At 34.9% G+C, this 17,438-nt stretch carries 19 protein-coding genes and 1 pseudogene; 18 read left to right on the plus strand and 2 right to left on the minus strand.

What is annotated here, in order from left to right:
* Window positions 1–308, plus strand: a pseudogene (locus QZQ55_RS07435) (PTS sugar transporter subunit IIC); the annotation flags it as partial.
* 67 nt (window positions 309–375) lie between these two features.
* Window positions 376–1,227, plus strand: coding sequence for a MurR/RpiR family transcriptional regulator (locus QZQ55_RS07440; RefSeq protein ID WP_295091784.1), 852 nt, complete (start codon window positions 376–378; stop codon window positions 1,225–1,227).
* A 47-nt stretch (window positions 1,228–1,274) separates the two neighbouring features.
* Here the strand turns inward: QZQ55_RS07440 and QZQ55_RS07445 are convergent, their stop codons facing one another.
* Window positions 1,275–2,504 (minus strand): aminotransferase class I/II-fold pyridoxal phosphate-dependent enzyme, encoded by a 1,230-nt coding sequence (locus QZQ55_RS07445; RefSeq protein ID WP_295091787.1) that lies wholly within the window; start codon window positions 2,502–2,504, stop codon window positions 1,275–1,277.
* A 177-nt stretch (window positions 2,505–2,681) separates the two neighbouring features.
* Between QZQ55_RS07445 and moaA the strand changes: the two genes are divergently transcribed.
* From moaA to yqeC, 14 genes are all read left to right on the plus strand, one after another.
* A complete protein-coding gene (moaA, locus tag QZQ55_RS07450; protein ID WP_295091789.1) occupies window positions 2,682–3,626 on the plus strand; it encodes a GTP 3',8-cyclase MoaA in 945 nt (314 codons plus the stop codon).
* A gap of 1 nt (window position 3,627) precedes the next feature.
* Window positions 3,628–4,107, plus strand: a complete 480-nt coding sequence (moaC, locus tag QZQ55_RS07455; protein ID WP_295091792.1) for a cyclic pyranopterin monophosphate synthase MoaC — start codon at window positions 3,628–3,630, stop codon at window positions 4,105–4,107.
* The gene (locus QZQ55_RS07460) at window positions 4,092–5,033 is read left to right on the plus strand and encodes an MOSC domain-containing protein (RefSeq protein WP_295091795.1); all 942 of its coding nucleotides are present in this window, start codon (window positions 4,092–4,094) and stop codon (window positions 5,031–5,033) included. Before moaC ends, QZQ55_RS07460 begins: the two co-directional genes overlap by 16 nt.
* Window positions 5,014–5,703, plus strand: coding sequence for a molybdate ABC transporter permease subunit (gene modB, locus QZQ55_RS07465; protein ID WP_295091798.1), 690 nt, complete (start codon window positions 5,014–5,016; stop codon window positions 5,701–5,703). Before QZQ55_RS07460 ends, modB begins: the two co-directional genes overlap by 20 nt.
* 1 nt (window position 5,704) lies before the next feature.
* Window positions 5,705–6,364, plus strand: coding sequence for a sulfate/molybdate ABC transporter ATP-binding protein (locus tag QZQ55_RS07470; RefSeq protein WP_295091801.1), 660 nt, complete (start codon window positions 5,705–5,707; stop codon window positions 6,362–6,364).
* Window positions 6,348–7,130 (plus strand): molybdate ABC transporter substrate-binding protein, encoded by a 783-nt coding sequence (gene modA / locus QZQ55_RS07475; protein ID WP_295091803.1) that lies wholly within the window; start codon window positions 6,348–6,350, stop codon window positions 7,128–7,130. The genes QZQ55_RS07470 and modA overlap by 17 nt, the downstream gene beginning before the upstream one ends.
* Before the next feature lie 81 nt (window positions 7,131–7,211).
* Window positions 7,212–8,231 (plus strand): molybdopterin-binding protein, encoded by a 1,020-nt coding sequence (locus QZQ55_RS07480; protein WP_295091806.1) that lies wholly within the window; start codon window positions 7,212–7,214, stop codon window positions 8,229–8,231.
* A gap of 1 nt (window position 8,232) precedes the next feature.
* Window positions 8,233–8,586: a winged helix-turn-helix domain-containing protein gene (locus QZQ55_RS07485; RefSeq protein WP_295091809.1), complete on the plus strand. Its 354-nt coding sequence runs from the start codon at window positions 8,233–8,235 to the stop codon at window positions 8,584–8,586.
* Window positions 8,573–8,803, plus strand: coding sequence for a DUF3343 domain-containing protein (locus tag QZQ55_RS07490; RefSeq protein ID WP_295091812.1), 231 nt, complete (start codon window positions 8,573–8,575; stop codon window positions 8,801–8,803). Before QZQ55_RS07485 ends, QZQ55_RS07490 begins: the two co-directional genes overlap by 14 nt.
* Entirely contained in the window at window positions 8,803–9,825 is a 1,023-nt protein-coding gene (gene selD, locus QZQ55_RS07495) for a selenide, water dikinase SelD (protein ID WP_295091815.1), read from the plus strand. The genes QZQ55_RS07490 and selD overlap by 1 nt, the downstream gene beginning before the upstream one ends.
* Before the next feature lie 2 nt (window positions 9,826–9,827).
* Window positions 9,828–10,409 (plus strand): sulfurtransferase-like selenium metabolism protein YedF, encoded by a 582-nt coding sequence (gene yedF, locus QZQ55_RS07500; protein WP_295091818.1) that lies wholly within the window; start codon window positions 9,828–9,830, stop codon window positions 10,407–10,409.
* Window position 10,410: 1 nt separating this feature from the next.
* Window positions 10,411–11,229, plus strand: a complete 819-nt coding sequence (yqeB, locus tag QZQ55_RS07505; RefSeq protein WP_295091821.1) for a selenium-dependent molybdenum cofactor biosynthesis protein YqeB — start codon at window positions 10,411–10,413, stop codon at window positions 11,227–11,229.
* A complete protein-coding gene (locus tag QZQ55_RS07510; protein ID WP_295091824.1) occupies window positions 11,216–12,316 on the plus strand; it encodes an aminotransferase class V-fold PLP-dependent enzyme in 1,101 nt (366 codons plus the stop codon). The genes yqeB and QZQ55_RS07510 overlap by 14 nt, the downstream gene beginning before the upstream one ends.
* A complete protein-coding gene (gene yqeC / locus QZQ55_RS07515; RefSeq protein ID WP_295091827.1) occupies window positions 12,313–13,680 on the plus strand; it encodes a selenium cofactor biosynthesis protein YqeC in 1,368 nt (455 codons plus the stop codon). Before QZQ55_RS07510 ends, yqeC begins: the two co-directional genes overlap by 4 nt.
* On the opposite strand, the gene QZQ55_RS07520 is transcribed toward yqeC, so the two are convergent.
* Window positions 13,664–13,915, minus strand: a complete 252-nt coding sequence (locus tag QZQ55_RS07520; protein WP_295091828.1) for a hypothetical protein — start codon at window positions 13,913–13,915, stop codon at window positions 13,664–13,666. The two genes, yqeC and QZQ55_RS07520, sit on opposite strands and share 17 nt — an antisense overlap.
* Before the next feature lie 172 nt (window positions 13,916–14,087).
* Here QZQ55_RS07520 and QZQ55_RS07525 point away from each other — a divergent pair, with 172 nt between their 5' ends.
* Window positions 14,088–17,207 carry an ABC transporter ATP-binding protein/permease gene (locus QZQ55_RS07525; RefSeq protein ID WP_295091831.1) on the plus strand — a complete coding sequence of 1,040 codons (3,120 nt, stop codon included), beginning with the start codon at window positions 14,088–14,090 and terminating at the stop codon, window positions 17,205–17,207.
* Window positions 17,208–17,218: 11 nt separating this feature from the next.
* Window positions 17,219–17,356 (plus strand): hypothetical protein, encoded by a 138-nt coding sequence (locus QZQ55_RS07530; protein ID WP_295091834.1) that lies wholly within the window; start codon window positions 17,219–17,221, stop codon window positions 17,354–17,356.
* Window positions 17,357–17,438 lie beyond the last annotated feature (82 nt).

Raw genomic sequence — 17,438 nt, forward strand, 5'->3', positions numbered from 1 at the left:
ACATCAACGAAACTATGACATTTGGTATCCCTCTAGTATTGAACCCAATCCTAGATATCCCATTTATCTTAGCTCCAGTAGCTACACTTGTTGTAGGTTATCTATTAGTTACTAGTGGATTCTGTCCTAAGATTGTACTTGAAGTACCTTGGACAATGCCACCAGTATTCTTAGGATTCTTAGCTACAGGTGGTAGCCCAATGGGTGCATTATCACAGTTAATCGTTATCGCATTATCTGTTGTGATCTATACACCATTCTTGATTGCTTACGAAAAGTATCAGGCAAAACAGTCTGAGACTGAATAATCAATCATTTCTAGGTACTTTCTAGGCGGGGAAGTGCCTTTTTATGCATATAAGGGAGGAAAAAGTTATGTTATTAGATGAACTTATAGAATCTGGAGAGAACCTTCAGAAAGGTATTGAATTAAATACAAAACTTAGTGATGCTGAAAAATCTATCTGTCAGTATATTATCGAACATTTAGATCAGGTGCCTTATATGACGTCAAGAGAATTAGCACGTTTGACTTATTCTAATCCAACATCTATATTGAGGCTCTCTAGAAAGTTCGGCTATGCCAATTTTAATGACTTTAAGTTTGATATTGTATTAAAACTACGTGATATGCATATGCCTAAAGTAGAACTTGACAAAAATGATAGTGGACTTGAATGCATTAATAAAACAGCGCAGCTTTATGATAATGTAATCGCTCGCACAAAAAATAATATATCACTTGCACAATATGATGAAATTATTGATGTATTAAATAAATGTGATGCGATAGATATTATTGCGACAGATATGAACGCAGATATTGCGCATTATGCGGAACATATTTTGATGCCAATTGGTAAACCAATTCATGTTTATGAAAATCAGGACTTACAGGTACATGCTAGTCTGAGTGTTCCTTCCACTCATGTTGTTATCTTGGTCACTAAAACTGGCTTTAAACGACATATTCTGGATAATGCACGTATATTATGTCGTAGAGGTATTACAACTATTGCTATTACACCAGATGATAAAGGACCAATCTCTAAATGTGTCACATATACAATCAAGGCAGAAAGCAATGAGACATTGGTGAAATTACGAGATGTTATTTTCAGTATTTCTACTAAGTTTATCTTTGATTTATTCTTTACATCTTTATGTGCTATCAACTATGAGAATACATTGAATTCTGATGAATTTTACAATAAAACTGTTGGTTAAAACAAATAAAAATGATTGAGTCATTTTGTTGACTCAATCCTTTTGCTTTACTGAATTGTATCTAAGATATCCTTCATTTTCTTTGCTAGACCTTTAGTCTTTTCTACTGATAATGAACAGATAGCGACACGAATACCAAAATTTACCTTTACAGTAAAGATATTATTTGCCATTAAAGCTTCATGATACTTATCACGAGTTTCATTATCCATGGCAAGTGTAACAAAGAAACCTTCTTTATATGGGTAATACTTTAATCCTACTTTATCTGCCTCAGTTGTAAAGATATCTCCTCTTTCTTTTAATAAGTGAACATATTTTAATCTTTCCTGATCATATTCTTCACCATGATTGTCTAATACATCTACAAATGTTTCCATTGCACCATTGTTGATATTTGACCAAGTCGCACGAGCATTCTTTTCAAATACGATCTTTACCTGATTAACTGATTCTTTCTTCTGACCTAAGATGATTGCTGCACCACATCTTAAACCATAACTTGTCATTGACTTAGATAATGAGAATGAAACAACCACAATCACGTTATCACTGATCTTGTCAAACTGACCAAAATAAGTCTTTGCTTCCTTCTGACGGCTTGAGAAATCAATGTAGGCAATATCATTTAATAATACAACAGCATGAGTCTTACTGCATTCATTTAAGAAAGTAATCACTTCATCCCATTCTTCATGAGTTAAAGAATAACCTGTAGGGTTATGACAAGGGTCATTGATGACAATCACTAACTTGTTCTGTTTCTTCATTGTTTCAAGACATGTTTCCTTGAAAGATGCAATATTGAAATGATCTCCTTCAAATAAAGAATACTTAGCCATTTCAAGATTGTGCATCTGAGCCATTAATGCATAACTTCCCCATGCAATCTCAGGTAGGATGACAGTCTGTCCTTCATCTAAACATTCCTGGATAGTCATTGAAACAGCGCCAGTTCCTCCAGGAGTAGCAACTACTTCATGTTCAAGATGGCTATTACCATCTAATACCCAATCATAAGCCTTTTGTCTAAATGTAGGGTTACCAGTAAAGCTTGCTGCATACTTTGCAAGAACTTTATTATCAAGACTCTTTAAAGAACTGAAAACACTATCCAATGCTACAAGCTGACCTTCTTCATTATATAAAGAACCGATTGTTGCATCTACAACCTGATCAGCTCCATACTTTTCTTTCGCTTCCTTTGCTTTCGCAACAATAGTAAATACTGTATCTACTATTGGCTGCTGATTTACGCTATCTTTTACGAAATTCATACGTTATCCTCCACTTGTTTAGTAATATAGGTACTATTCTAATACGCTATTGCGTTTGAGACAAGTCAACAAAGAGATATTTCTTATTAGTTTTCTAAAATCATTGTATTTACTAATGCAACGTTGTACACTATGTATGGCGTTATTCTCACTTGAGAATAACGGAAAGGGGCTTGTATGAAGGATCGTTATAACCGTACTATTGATTATATGAGAATATCAATTACTGATAGATGTAACTATCATTGTAGCTATTGTAATCCAAGCCAATTCAAATTTCTTTCACATAATGATATTTTACGCTATGAACATGTACTAGATATATGCAAGGTGGCAGTTAAACTAGGCATAGTGAACTTTAAGGTGACTGGTGGAGAACTGACTGTAAGAAAAGGATATCTGTCATTTTTAAGACAGCTTAAACAACTAGATGGCGTGAGACAGGTGACTCTTACAACTAATGGCTTATTACTAGATGCACTTACCTTGGATGAATTAAAGGATATTGGGATTGATGGTATCAATTTCTCTATAGATACTCTTGATTCAAAGAAATATGCTGCAATATGTGGGCAGGATACATTGGATGAAGTATTAAAAAATCTTCTATATGGGGTTTCTATTGGACTCAATATAAAAATCAATACAGTCGTAGGACCACTTTTTACACAAAGTGATTTAGAAAGTCTGATTGATTTCTGTAAGGATCTACCAGTAAGTCTTCGTTTTATTGAACTCATGCCATTAGGTGAAAATAAAAGGGAAAATAGAATAGAAGAAGTGCAGTCATATTTCTTATCACATTATGATATAGAAGAAATAAATGAAAGATTAGGCAATGGTCCGGCACATTATATAAGAATAAAGAATATGAATTGTGTCATTGGCTTTATTGAAGCTTTACATCATAAGTTTTGTCATGAATGCAATCGTGTGCGTTTGTCTAGTACAGGACAATTAAAGTTATGTTTATTTCATAAGAATAGTATCGCATTAAAGTCTTATATAAGTGATGAAATCAAACTAGAAGAAGTGATGAGAAATGCTATTTATATGAAACCAGAACAGCACCATTTCGAAGATGAACAAAGTGGTACTGTAATGAATCAAATAGGAGGGTAATATGGGATTTACACATTTTGATGAAGATGGAAACGCCATTATGGTAGATGTATCTGATAAAGAAATTACAAAAAGAACAGCTTGTGCAAGAGGTACAATTCAAGTCAATCATGAGATTATTGAGCATATTAAAAATAATACAGTAGAAAAAGGGGATGTTCTTGGTGTCGCAAGAATTGCGGGTATTATGGCTTCGAAAAAGACAAGCGATATGATTCCTCTTTGTCATATATTGATGATTACCAATGTTACTGTTGATTTTGAAATAGATGAAGAAAATAATCAGATTGATGCCTACGCAACAGTGAAATGTAAAGGAAAAACAGGTGTGGAAATGGAAGCACTCCATGCTGTAAGTGTTACACTGCTTACTATTTATGATATGTGCAAGGCAATCAGTAAAGAAATGGAAATTAAAGATATACATTTAGTAAAGAAAACAGGCGGGAAGAGCGGTGAATTCAATTGGCAGGAAAAGTAGAAGCAATTTGTATTAGTGAAAAGAAGGGAACTGAAAAGAAACCTATACAAGAAACTAAGATAATAGAAGATTTCGGCTTAGAACATGATGCCCATGCAGGCAAGTGGCATCGTCAAGTGAGCTTATTACCTTATGAAGAAAGAGAAGATTTTAAAAGACGTGGTGGAGACGTAGAAGATGGTGCTTTTGGTGAAAATCTTCTTATTTCTGGTATTGATTTTAATGAACTTGTTGTAGGAAGCCATGTACATATTGGTGAAGTAGATTTAGAAATCACACAGAGAGGTAAAAGTTGTCATGCACATTGTCGTATTTATCATCAGGTAGGTGAATGTATTATGCCTCGACTTGGTATTTTTGCCAAAGTTATTCATGGCGGTATCATTCATTGCGGTGATGAAGTAAGTTATACACCACCTACAGATTCACGCCTACGTGTCGCAATACTGACCTTATCCGATAAAGGCAGTCAGGGACAAAGAGAGGATGAAAGTGGACCTTATATTAAGGAATATATGGAAGAAAGAGGCTATCATGTCACTTCTTTAGATATCCTTCCAGATAATCAGAAGATGATTGAGCAGGCGCTTATTAACCTAAGTGATCGTTGTGAGAATGATTTAATACTCACTACAGGTGGTACAGGTTTATCACAAAGAGATGTCACACCTGAAGCGACTTTAAAAGTTGCCACACGACTTGTACCAGGTATTTCTGAAGCCATTCGTTATGAATCTATGAAATATACGAATCGTGCAATGTTATCTCGTGGTGTGAGTGTCATTAGAAACCATACACTCATTATTAATCTTCCAGGAAGTGTGAAGGCAGTGAAGGAGAGCTTGGATATTATTATTGAACCTCTTCATCATGGCTTAGAAATCTTAAAAGGAGATGCACACGATTGTGCAAGAAGTGATGATTGATTATTCACCTATATGGATTTCATTTAAATGTGCTGCTTTTTCTATATTTATCACATTCTTTTTAGGACTCTTTGCAGCCAGATGGATGATGACACTTAAAAATAAAGTGGTTCAATTACTTTTTGATGGCATATTTACACTTCCATTAGTCTTACCACCAACTGTCATGGGCTTTTTCCTGTTGTTGATATTTGGTGTCAATCAGCCTATTGGTTCATTTTTCTTAAATGTATTAGGCATGCGTATCGCCTTTAGCTTTAGTGCGACGGTGATTGCAGCAGTGGTGATCTCTTTTCCAATCATGTATCGTTCAGCAAGAGGTGCTCTAGAACAGGTTGACAAAGATCTTGTAGATGCTGCAAGAACACTTGGTATGAGTGAAACAAGTATCTTTTTCAAGGTGCTCGTACCTAATGCCTTGCCTGGTATTATCAGTGGTGGTGTATTATCATTTGCGAGAGGTTTGGGAGAATTTGGTGCCACTGCCATGCTTGCAGGTAATATTGTTGGAAAAACACGTACTCTTCCTTTGGCTGTTTATAGTGAAGTTGTCAGCAGCGATATGCATAGTGCATCCATCTATGTGACAGTCATTATTGCGATATGCTTTACGGCTGTGATTTTGCTGAATATTTATCAGTTATGGGTCAAGAAAAAGAGAGGCTATTAGTATGTATTTAGAGGTAGATCTATATAAGAAGCTAAGTGAGTTTGACTTAGATGTTCATTTTAAGATTGATGAAATATGTTTAGGCGTGATGGGACCAAGTGGCAGTGGAAAGAGCATGACACTTAAGTGTATTGCAGGAATAGAAACACCTGATTCAGGAAGAATTGTCTTAGATGGAAGAGTGCTTTATGATTCAGAGAAACATATTAACTTAACGCCTCAAGAAAGAAATATTGGTTATATGTTTCAGAATTATGCATTATTTCCAAATATGACAGTATATGACAACATTGCAGCACCACTTGTGGCCCGCAGACTTGATAAAACCACAATTCATGATTCAGTCATGCAGATGATGAAGGAAATACATATAGAAGGATTAGAAAAGCGTTATCCAAGACAGCTGTCAGGAGGACAGAAACAGCGTATTGCACTTGCACGACTTCTTATATATAACGCTGAAGCGATTCTTTTAGATGAACCATTCAGTGCTTTGGATGAAGATTTAAAAGGAGAACTCTTAAAAGAGATGAAGACTAAACTAGATGCTTATCATCGTCCGGTTGTCTTTGTATCTCATAACAGAGATGAAATCAAAGCTTTGAGTCATGATAAGTATATAATTAAAAGAGGAGAAAGAATCGATGAAAAAAATAGTTAGTATCTTATGTGCTTTTGCACTCGTATTCGGTTTGGCTGGATGCGGACAGGAAGAAAAGAAGACTGAAAAGAAAGTTACTATTACTATTGCGGCAGCCGCAAGCCTAGAAAAGACGTTTGAAGAAACACTTATTCCTCTTTTTGAAAAACAATATCCAAATGTTTTAGTCAAGGGCGTTTATGACAGCAGCGGTAAATTACAGATTCAGATTGAACAGGGATTAGATGTAGACGTATTCTTTAGTGCAGCGATTAAGCAGATGGATAGTTTAGTTGATGAAAAACTCGTGGATTCTAAGAGTGTTGTCAATTTATTAGAAAATAAACTTGTATTAATCAAAGGTAAAGATACAAAAACTGCTGTAAAAGGTATTTCCAACATTACTGATGCAAAGATGATTGCGGTAGGTGATCCTGAAGTTGTACCAGCAGGTCAGTACGCAAAAATTGCACTTACTAAGGCAAACACATGGGATGCCATCCAAAATAAGATTTCATTAGGTGGCAATGTCACTGAAGTGTTAAGTTGGGTAGAAAGCGGAAGTGCTGAAGTAGGTCTTGTTTATTCTACTGATGCAGCTAGCAGTTCTAAAGTAACAGTACTTGAAAAGGTCAACAACACCCTATTAGATACACCAGTTATTTATCCAGTAGGACGTGTAACTAAAACGAAACATCAAGAAGAGGCCAATAACTTAATTAAGTTTTTAGAAACTAAGGAATCTAAAGAAACATTCAAGAAGAGTGGTTTTGCTATTTGTAAGTAGTGTAGAGGAGGGGATTCCCTCCTTTTTATCTATTGACACATTAAATAATAGGAAATAAACTTTAACTTAGGAGGACAAATCATGAAACAAATCAAGACAGAAGATGCAGTAGGGGCAGTATTATGTCATGATATTACTGAAATAGTGAGAGGTTTAAGAAAAGGCGCACGTTTTAGAAAAGGTCATATCGTAAAAGAAGAAGATATTCCTGTATTGTTGTCTTTAGGAAAAGAAAACCTCTATGTATGGGAAAATGATGAGACAATGATGCATGAAAATGAAGCAGCAGAAGTATTATGCAAGCTTTGTATAAATGATCATATGTCTACAACAGAAATTAAAGAAGGTAAAATAGAATTAATCAGCACCATTGATGGCTTATTTAAAGTGAATAGAGAAAAGTTATTAGAAGTGAATCGTATGGGTGAAATGATGATTGCGACAAGAAACGGAAATACAGTTGTTCATTCAGGTGATCATCTAGCAGGTATGCGTATTATTCCACTAGTTATAAAAAAGGAAAAGATGGAAGAAGCATCAAAAATCACGAAGACACCTATTCTAGAAGTAAAACCTTTTGTATTCAAGAAAGCAGCCATTATCACTACAGGAAGTGAAGTCTATAAGGGACGTATCAAGGATACATTTACTCCTGTTATTATCGATAAATTAAAAGAATACAATGTAGAAGTCGTATTCCATAAACTATGTTTAGATGATCCAGATATGGTCACTCATGCAATTTCTGAAGCACTTGATACAAATGTAGATATGGTGATCTGTACTGGTGGTATGAGCGTTGATCCAGATGATAAGACACCACTCGCAATTAAGAACACAGGTGCTCATATTATTAGCTATGGTTCACCTGTTTTACCAGGTGCGATGTTCTTATTGTCATATAAGGGAGATACACCAATTGTTGGTTTACCGGGATGTGTGATGTATGCAAAAAGAACAGTCTTTGATTTAGTACTTCCTCGACTTGTAGCCAATGATCCAATCACTGCTGATGAACTTGCAATGCTTGGTGAGGGTGGTTTATGTTTAAATTGTCCACAATGCACATTCCCAAATTGTGGTTTTGGAAAGGGTTGGTAGGATGACATATCATAATCCTGAAAAATTCGATTTTAGAGTCAGATTTTTTAATGAGGAACCCTGTTTTGGAAAAGGTGTCTCACAATTACTGCATTTATGTGATGAGTATGGCTCTTTAAGTAAGGCCTGTGAGGTTATGGGGATGTCCCATTCTAAAGCATGGAAAATCTTAAAAAGAGCTGAAGAAGATCTAGATATGAAGCTATTAGAGCGTGTATCTGGAGGAAGTAATGGAGGAGGAAGTGTTCTAAGTGAAGAAGGGAAGACATTATTAAAGAAATATGATGAATTCCAGAAAAGAATGAAAGACTTCGCAGAAGAAACATTTCAAGAACTATTTAATGAAGAAAGATAAATATTTGATTATTGCATTTGATTCTACAAGCCATGCACTAGACTTAGAGTATAAGGCAAAAAATAAGATGCAGGGAAGGCTGATTCCTCTTCCAAGAGAAATAGAAGCAGGATGTGGACTCTGTTTTGCCTCTTTAGAACTAGACCAAGATAAATGGCATAGATTCTTAGAAGAAGAACGTGTACAATATGCTTATATGAAAGAGGTGATATTCTAATGAGTGAGAAGATTTACTGTCAGGGTGGAGGATGCAGCGCAAAGCTTGGCGCAAAGAAGCTGTCTCGCATCCTTGAAAAGATTGATAAGTATGAAGACCCTGACTTGTTAGTAGGCTTTGATAGTCATGATGATGCATCTGTATTAAAGATTACTGAAGATAAGGGAATTGTCTCTACATTGGATTTCTTTCCTCCAATGGTAGAAGATCCTTATCTTTATGGTCAGATTGCAGCCACCAATGCATTAAGTGATGTCTATGCTATGGGTGGTGTGCCTAGAACTGCTTTAAATATTGTCTGTTTCCCAGATGAAGAAGATTTAAATATACTAGGAAGGATTATTGAAGGCGGGAATGATAAGTTAAAAGAAGCTCATGTAACACTATCTGGAGGGCATTCTATTAGAGACACATCTATTAAGTATGGCTTAAGCGTGACTGGTATTGTGGATGTTGATTCTATTAAGACAAACAATAATGCCCAGGCTGGAGATGTACTTATACTTACTAAGAAATTAGGCGTGGGTATGACACTCAATGCGATGCGTATGAAAGATGCGGCGCCAGAAGTATTAGATGTTGTTTTTAAGAGTATGACAACACTTAATAAGTATGCTGCAGAACTACTTAAACCATATGATGTTCATGCACTTACAGATGTCACAGGTTTTGGTTTAATGGTTCATTTAAATGAGATGTTAGATCATAAAAAGAGTGCAATACTTTATGGGAATAATATTCCTTATTTTAGAGATTGTCCTTACTATGTAGAAGAATTCTATTTAAGTGGTGCTGCCCAGACAAATAGAAATAGTGTAGAAAAAGAAGTTGTTTTTGAGAAAGAAAACTTCTTCTTAGAAGAAATTATGTATGATCCTCAGACAAGTGGGGGATTACTTGCAAGTGTCGCTAAAGAGGATTTAGATGATATAATGAATGCCTTTAAAGAAGCAGGAAGAGAATGTTATATCATTGGAGAAGTTGTTGATTTAAAAGATAAAAGTATATATGTAGGAGAGTAGAAATGAGAAAGTTAGATGCCAGAGGATTAGAATGTCCATTACCAGTAGTTAAAACTAAGGAATTATTAAAGGAAAGTAGTGAAACTGTAGAAGTCGTAGTAGATAATGAAACAGCTGTAGAAAACTTAAAGAAGTTTGCGAAAGTAAAGGGGTATGATGCAGTAAGCAATAAAGTGAATGAAGATTATCATGTAGTCATCAGTTCAGGTGAACAGGTTGTAGAAGAAAAGAAGGCTGACAATATCTTGAAAGGACAGATTGTCGTACTAAGCAGTGATAGTTTAGGAAGTGACAAGAAATTAGGTAAAATCTTAATGAAATCTTTCATCTTTGCGCTTACTAAGCAGGATGCATTCCCAGAAACAATTCTTTTCTATAATGAAGGTGTAAAGATTACTACACAGGAAAGTGATACACTGAATGATTTATTATTCTTAGAATCTGAAGGTGTTGAAATTGTGAACTGTGGAACATGTCTTGATTTCTTTAAGTTAAAAGATGATTTAAAAGTGGGCAGTATTACTAATATGTATGATATTGTAGAAAGAATGGAAAAGGCTGAAAAAGTCATCAAGCCTAACTAATATGAATAATCTTGTAGTAGTAAGAGGTGGCGGTGATATTGCGACTGGCACTATTTATAAGCTTGCTCGCTGTGGTTTTTATGTACTTGTATTAGAGATTGCCCATCCAAGTGCGATTAGACGTAATGTTGCTTACTGTGAAGCGGTGTATGAAGGTTGTAAAGAAGTCGAGGGTATTGAATGTGTACTGATTCATTCACTTGATGAATTAGCGTCTGTATTTAAAGAGAATAAGATTGCGATGATGGTAGATCCTGAAGGTCGTTCTATTGATATCTTAAAGCCAGAAATTGTGATTGATGCGATCCTTGCGAAAAAGAATATGGGTACTTCAAGAAATATGGCACCTATTACGATAGGATTAGGTCCTGGATTTAATGCAGGAGAAGATGTAGATATTGTGATTGAAACAATGCGAGGTCATCGTTTAGGTCGCTTGATTGAAAAAGGACCAGCAATGAAAAACACAGGGATTCCAGGACTTATTAAGGGTTATGGAAAAGAACGTGTCATTCATGCAGAAGTAGAAGGCACTCTTCATCAGGTTAAGAAGATTACAGATACAGTTGAAAAAGGAGACGTACTTGCTTATATAGAAAATGAGGAAGGACAGCATCCTGTATATGCTTCTATGTCAGGCTTACTAAGAGGTTTGATTCGAGAAGGTTATTATGTCACAAAGGGATTCAAGATGGCAGATATTGATCCTCGTTTAGATGAATATGAGAACTGCTTCACTATTTCAGATAAAGCAAGATGTATTGCAGGTGGTGTATTAGAAGCAATCTTCTATTTAAGAGGTCAGCATGATTTATCTTGATCAAGGGGCAACTAGTTTTCCTAAGCTACCTTCTGTCAAACAGGCAGTGATGGATGCACTTGAGCATCATATGAATGCCCAAAGAAGTACAGGTGCTTTTAAGACAGATCGTCTTTTATATTCTACACGTAAGCTTATTGCGGATTATTTCAATCTTCCTTCTTTTGATCATGTTATTTTCAATAGTGGTAATACAGAAAGTTTGAATACGTGTTTAAAAGGAATCTTATCAAAGGATGATCATGTCATTACGACTTATGCGGAACATAATTCTGTCTTAAGACCACTTCGTCAAATAGGTGTTGATTTAACTGTTACAGCACCTTATAAGGAAGATATTCTTAAAGAAATAAGAGAAGACACAAAGATGATTGTTATGACGCATAGCTCTAATGTAACAGGTGAACTCTATGATATAGATGCCATTGGTCAGTTGGCCTATGAACATCACATCCTATTTGTGGTGGATAGTGCACAAAGTGCAGGTCATATATCTATTGATATGCAGAAATCTCATATTGACCTGCTTACTTTTAGTGGTCATAAAGCATTACTTGGAATGAGCGGGGTAGGAGGAATCTGTGTTAATACAGATGTATTCATCCACCCACTTAAGACAGGTGGAACAGGAATAGATTCCTTTAATAAAAAACAGCCTGATAGTTATCCTGAACATTTGGAAGCAGGCACATTGAACATACCAGGTATTGCCTCTTTAAATGCAGGCATGACTTATTTGTTAGAACATCAAAAAGAGATAGAAGAAAAAGAAAAACAGCTTTTTGATGCTTTATATGAGGGTATGAAACGTATTCCAGGAATCACATTCTATTGTGATTATGATACCTGTAGCCATACACCTATCATTGCCTTTAATCTTAAAAATTATGATTCATCTAAGATCAGTGATGTCTTAAGTTATAAATATGATATTATTACACGCTGTGGTGCTCATTGTGCACCACTGATGCATACACATCTTAATACAGTAGAAAGAGGTATTGTACGCTTCAGCTTATCATTTATGAATAGTATGGAAGAAATCAATACTGTCATTGATGTCTTAAGGCAGGTGAGTGAGGAATGATCATTAGTATTATTGGGTCAGGTGGAAAAACAACACGTATGAAGGAACTGCTTCTTAAGTATAAGGAAGAAGGAAAAACAGTTCTCATGACTACTTCTACACATATGCGTATAGAAGAAGATACTTTAGTTGATCCAACGTATAAAGAAATTCAGGAAGAAATAAAAAACAAAGGCTATGCCTTTGCTGGAAATCGTTTTGATGAAAAGAAAATCAAGGCGCTCGATCATGATTTACTCAACCAACTAAAAAAAGAAGTGGATGTTGTATTGATTGAAGCAGATGGCTCTAGGGGTATGCCTTTAAAGGTACCTGCAGACTATGAACCTGTCATAGATGAAGATACAGATCAAATTATTTTGATTACATCTATGAAAGGCTTAGGAAAACGTGTGAAGGATGTGGTTCATCGTTATGAATTATTACATCTTGATCCAGAGAAAATAGTAGATGGTGCACTTATTCAGCAGCTTGTGAGATATTATTTGAAGAGATATCCTGATGCAGTCATAGAAGTCAAACAGCCAGAAGGGCTTTATCAAAGAGCTTTGGCTTCCTTAATAGAACATAACGTAGATGTGACATGTATACAAAAAGACTGGTTCACGCCCCAGCCAAAATTAGTATTACTAGGTGCAGGACATGTTTCACAGTATGTTGAAAAAACAGCGCATCTATTAGATTTTTATACAATAGTCATTGATAATCGTGAAGAATTTGCGAACCCAGCTATCTTTACAAAGGCTCAGGAAGTTCACTGTGTCAACTATGAAGAAGCAAATCACTATTTCCCTGAAGAAGACAATACATGTTATGTTATTGTGACAAGAGGGCATAAGGATGATAAGGTCTGCCTGAAAAAAGTTCTTGATCAAAAAGCACTTTATATAGGCATGATTGGAAGCAAAGGCAAAGTGAAAAAGACTATGGATGCCTTAATACAAGAAGGCTATGATGAGAATCTATTAAAACAGGTTCATGCACCTATTGGTCTTCCAATCAATTCACAAACACCTGCAGAAATTGCGATAAGTATTATGGCTGAAATCATTCAAGTTAAAAATACCCATCAATTTTCTACGATGACAAATGATTTGTATCATACAAAAGAAAAAGGCACTCTTTGTATCATTACATCTAAAGAAGGATCTGCCCCTCGCGGTGTAGGAAGCATGATGCTTGTCACAGATGAAAAAATCATTGAAACAATTGGTGGTGGACGTGTTGAATACCAGGCAATACTTGATGCAAGAAATGAAGATGGCATTCGTTCTCATCGCTATGAATTAAGCAATAAAGAAGGTGCAAAGCTAGGTATGATCTGTGGTGGTCGCAATGACGTATTATTTATTCCCTTAAATTAGAAAGGACGTCGGGCTGATCAGTTTGTATCACAATATAATCTGATTGTATATCATCGTAAAGTAAAATACGATTATTAGGAAACATATAACGTTGTACACGTGAATTATCAAAATCTACAATCAGTTGATCAATAAAAGAAGGATGAAGCTTATTTTCTATAGAATGACATATTCTTAGGAAGATATCATTTGATTCTTCTTTTTTTATTTTATAAACATATAAATATGATCTCATAATTCTCACCTCTATAACTATTATATATATTTATAAAATAAAATGCGTTATGTATCCCTTCGACAACTCCTTGAATTAGGTGCTTATTTAAAATATGTGAAAATTTAGTGAAACATCTTTGTTTTTACACATAATATATTATGTTATGATAGAAAAAAAGGGGTTGAGAATAATGCTTACAATTAAGGATGTATGCAAACAATATCATACAGGTGAACTCACTCAGACAGCTCTTAATCATGTCTCTCTGTGTTTAAGAGATAATGAATTTGTTGCAATATTAGGACCATCTGGTTCAGGAAAAACAACTTTATTAAATGTGATTGGCGGCTTAGATCAATATGATTCAGGAGATCTTATCATCAATGGTATTTCCACAAAACAATATAAGGATAAGGATTGGGATTCTTATCGTAATCATACAATAGGCTTTATTTTCCAAAGTTATAATCTGATTCCGCATCAGACAATTCTTGCGAATGTAGAACTCGCCCTAACAATTTCAGGTGTTTCTAGAGAAGAAAGAACACGTCGTGCCAAAAAGGCACTGACTCAGGTAGGACTTGGAGAACAGTCTCATAAGCTTCCCCATCAGTTATCAGGTGGGCAGATGCAAAGAGTAGCTATTGCGCGTGCTTTAGTGAATGATCCGGATATTTTACTTGCTGATGAACCTACAGGCGCACTCGATAGTGAAACGAGTATTCAGGTTATGGATTTATTGAAACAGGTAGCTAAAGAAAAACTTGTAGTCATGGTTACTCATAACCCGGAACTTGCACATATGTATGCGAATCGTATTGTAAATCTTAAGGATGGTGTGATAGTCTCTGATTCTAATCCAGTATCTTTTAAAGAAGAAAAACCCGTTCATAAAAATCTTGGAAAGACATCTATGAACTTCCTAACCGCATTAATGCTTAGCTTTAATAATCTTAAGACAAAAAAAGCGCGTACAATACTCACATCATTTGCTGGTTCTATTGGTATTATTGGGATTGCGCTTATTCTTTCTATTTCTACCGGTGTGAATGCTTATATTTCATCCATTGAAAAAGAGACATTATCAGAATATCCGCTCTCTATTCAATCTACAGGAATTGATATGAGTGCGATGATGGGTGAACCTGTGAAGAAAAACTACAGTGAAGTTAAAGTTGTGGATATGATGGAGAATATGTTCTCTAAGATTGGTTCTAATGATTTAAAGAACTTAAAATCTTATATTGAAGAACATAAAGAAATCAATCAATACGCCCGTGCTGTAGAATATGATTATGGTATCTCACCACAGATCTATACAAATGACCAATATGGTATAAGACAGGTGAACCCTGATGCAACTATGAAGAAGATTGGAATGGGAACAGGCAGTAATTCTATGATGAGTAGTATGATGAATACGAATGTTTTCTATTCTCTTCCATCTCATGCATCTTTATACGATGATCAATATGATGTAAAAGCAGGTCACTGGCCTAAAAGTAAAAATGAGTGTGTTTTGGTTCTTTCTAAAAAAGGTGGAATCAGTGATTTTATGCTGTATACATTAGGTTTAAGAGACCCAGCACAATTAGATCAGATGTTACAGGCTTTTAATGAAGAGAAAAGTGTTAAAGTCACTTCAGGTAAACAAGGCTATCGTTATAAGGATCTATTAGGTATTACTTTTAAAGTAGTTAACGCATTCTCTTATTATCAATATGATGATACATATAAGATATATAAAGATAAAAGTAATGATACAAACTATATCAACTCACTTGTACAAAATGGCAGTGATTTAAAGATTGTTGGTGTTGTACAGCCTAAAGAATCTACAAATGCTTCTATGCTTACTATGGGTATTTATTATCCTTACTCACTTGTCTCTTCTACTATTAAAGATGCTAGAAATAGCCAGATAGTTAAAGCACAGCTAGAAAATAAAAATATAAATGTGATGACTGGACAATCTTTTAATGATCAGTCTCAAAAGTCATTTGATTTATCTTCTATGTTTCAAGTAGACAATAATGCACTAAAGAATGCATTTCAATTTGATACAAGAAAGATGAATATATCCATGCCACAAATGGACTTGTCACGGGTATTAAGCCAGATTAAGATTGATATTTCTGATACAGATGCAAGTGCTTTTATGGCCACTCTTACATCACGTTATAACGATTATTTAAAGGAACATCCTTTAAAAGAAGCAGGGAACTTAAAAGAAGTGGTTCAAAAATATCTTCAATCAAAAAGAGCGTCTGATATAATTAAGAAAGGCATCGACGATGCAATTAAAGAAAATGGTGAAATAAAGATCACTGAAGAACAGATGCAGAAGATTATGAAGAGTGTAGCGGATGACTTTGGTAATTATGCAAAAGAAGATATCAATTCATTTGCACTAGGATTACAGAATAGTATGACGAACTATCTCAATTCAGAGGATTCTAAGCAGGTCATCAATCAGTTTATTAATAAAGTTATCAAGGATAATCATCTTGACGTACAATTAAATATAATTATGTCAGGCTACATGCAGACTGTCACAAAACAGATGGCCACATCTCTTTCTCAGGCATTTACTTTTAATCCGGATGTCTTTAAACAGGCCGTTAAAATGAATAGAGATAGTACGGATATGACTGAACTTTTAAAATCAATGATGAATACAGAACAGTCAAGCTATGATAATAATATGAAAAAATTTGGTTATTGCAGCTTTGATGATCCAAGTAGTATTAGTATCTATCCTCAGGATTTTGAAAAGAAGCAGTCAGTCCTTGATTATTTAGACCATTATAATGAAAAGATGAAAAAGATAGATGAAGATAAAGTGATTACTTATACAGATATTGTAGGAACGCTTATGTCTTCAGTCACTGACATTGTGGATGTTATCAGTTATGTGCTTATTGCTTTTGTTGGTATTTCACTTGTAGTTTCTTCAATTATGATAGGTGTTATTACATATATCAGTGTATTAGAAAGAAAGAAGGAAATTGGAATACTACGTGCCATCGGAGCATCTAAACATAATATTTCACAGGTATTTAATGCGGAGACATTTATTGTTGGTTTATTATCAGGACTCATGGGTATTGGTATTACCTTGATTCTATTAATTCCTACGAATATAATAATTCATAATGTATCAAACCAGACCTCTATCAATGCGATGCTGCCAGTAAGTGGTGCAATTATTCTTATATTATTAAGTATCGGTCTGACACTACTAGGTGGCTTGATTCCATCTCGTAAAGCAGCTAAAGAGGATCCAGTCAAAGCATTGCGTACAGATTAAAGGAGAAAATTATGTCAAAGAACGTTATTGATGAAATCTATTCATCCTATGATCATTTCTTTGATTCAGAAAAGAAAATTGCGAAATATATCATGCATCACACAAGTGAAGTGGTCAATATGACAGTAGGAGAATTTTCGAACCTTTAATTTTTAAGGGGGGGGTCAATAAAAAAATCGCTTTAAATTATTGGGGGTTTCCACTTGTAAAGGGCAGTCAGAAATGACTGCC

The organism is uncultured Catenibacterium sp., assembly GCF_900540665.1.
Lineage (GTDB): Bacteria > Bacillota_I > Bacilli_A > Erysipelotrichales > Coprobacillaceae > Catenibacterium.

What these genes read in the sequence shown, in the direction of transcription:
- yqeB (WP_295091821.1), top strand. Translation starts at nt 10,411, where the DNA reads ATGAATAATCTTGTAGTAGTAAGAGGTGGCGGTGATATTGCGACTGGC.
- QZQ55_RS07525 (WP_295091831.1), top strand. Translation starts at nt 14,088, where the DNA reads ATGCTTACAATTAAGGATGTATGCAAACAATATCATACAGGTGAACTC.
- QZQ55_RS07520 (WP_295091828.1), bottom strand. Translation starts at nt 13,915, where the DNA reads ATGAGATCATATTTATATGTTTATAAAATAAAAAAAGAAGAATCAAAT.
- QZQ55_RS07440 (WP_295091784.1), top strand. Translation starts at nt 376, where the DNA reads ATGTTATTAGATGAACTTATAGAATCTGGAGAGAACCTTCAGAAAGGT.
- QZQ55_RS07490 (WP_295091812.1), top strand. Translation starts at nt 8,573, where the DNA reads ATGAAGAAAGATAAATATTTGATTATTGCATTTGATTCTACAAGCCAT.
- QZQ55_RS07530 (WP_295091834.1), top strand. Translation starts at nt 17,219, where the DNA reads ATGTCAAAGAACGTTATTGATGAAATCTATTCATCCTATGATCATTTC.
- QZQ55_RS07510 (WP_295091824.1), top strand. Translation starts at nt 11,216, where the DNA reads ATGATTTATCTTGATCAAGGGGCAACTAGTTTTCCTAAGCTACCTTCT.
- selD (WP_295091815.1), top strand. Translation starts at nt 8,803, where the DNA reads ATGAGTGAGAAGATTTACTGTCAGGGTGGAGGATGCAGCGCAAAGCTT.
- QZQ55_RS07445 (WP_295091787.1), bottom strand. Translation starts at nt 2,504, where the DNA reads ATGAATTTCGTAAAAGATAGCGTAAATCAGCAGCCAATAGTAGATACA.
- moaA (WP_295091789.1), top strand. Translation starts at nt 2,682, where the DNA reads ATGAAGGATCGTTATAACCGTACTATTGATTATATGAGAATATCAATT.
- QZQ55_RS07485 (WP_295091809.1), top strand. Translation starts at nt 8,233, where the DNA reads ATGACATATCATAATCCTGAAAAATTCGATTTTAGAGTCAGATTTTTT.
- QZQ55_RS07470 (WP_295091801.1), top strand. Translation starts at nt 5,705, where the DNA reads ATGTATTTAGAGGTAGATCTATATAAGAAGCTAAGTGAGTTTGACTTA.
- moaC (WP_295091792.1), top strand. Translation starts at nt 3,628, where the DNA reads ATGGGATTTACACATTTTGATGAAGATGGAAACGCCATTATGGTAGAT.
- QZQ55_RS07480 (WP_295091806.1), top strand. Translation starts at nt 7,212, where the DNA reads ATGAAACAAATCAAGACAGAAGATGCAGTAGGGGCAGTATTATGTCAT.
- yedF (WP_295091818.1), top strand. Translation starts at nt 9,828, where the DNA reads ATGAGAAAGTTAGATGCCAGAGGATTAGAATGTCCATTACCAGTAGTT.
- modA (WP_295091803.1), top strand. Translation starts at nt 6,348, where the DNA reads ATGAAAAAAATAGTTAGTATCTTATGTGCTTTTGCACTCGTATTCGGT.
- yqeC (WP_295091827.1), top strand. Translation starts at nt 12,313, where the DNA reads ATGATCATTAGTATTATTGGGTCAGGTGGAAAAACAACACGTATGAAG.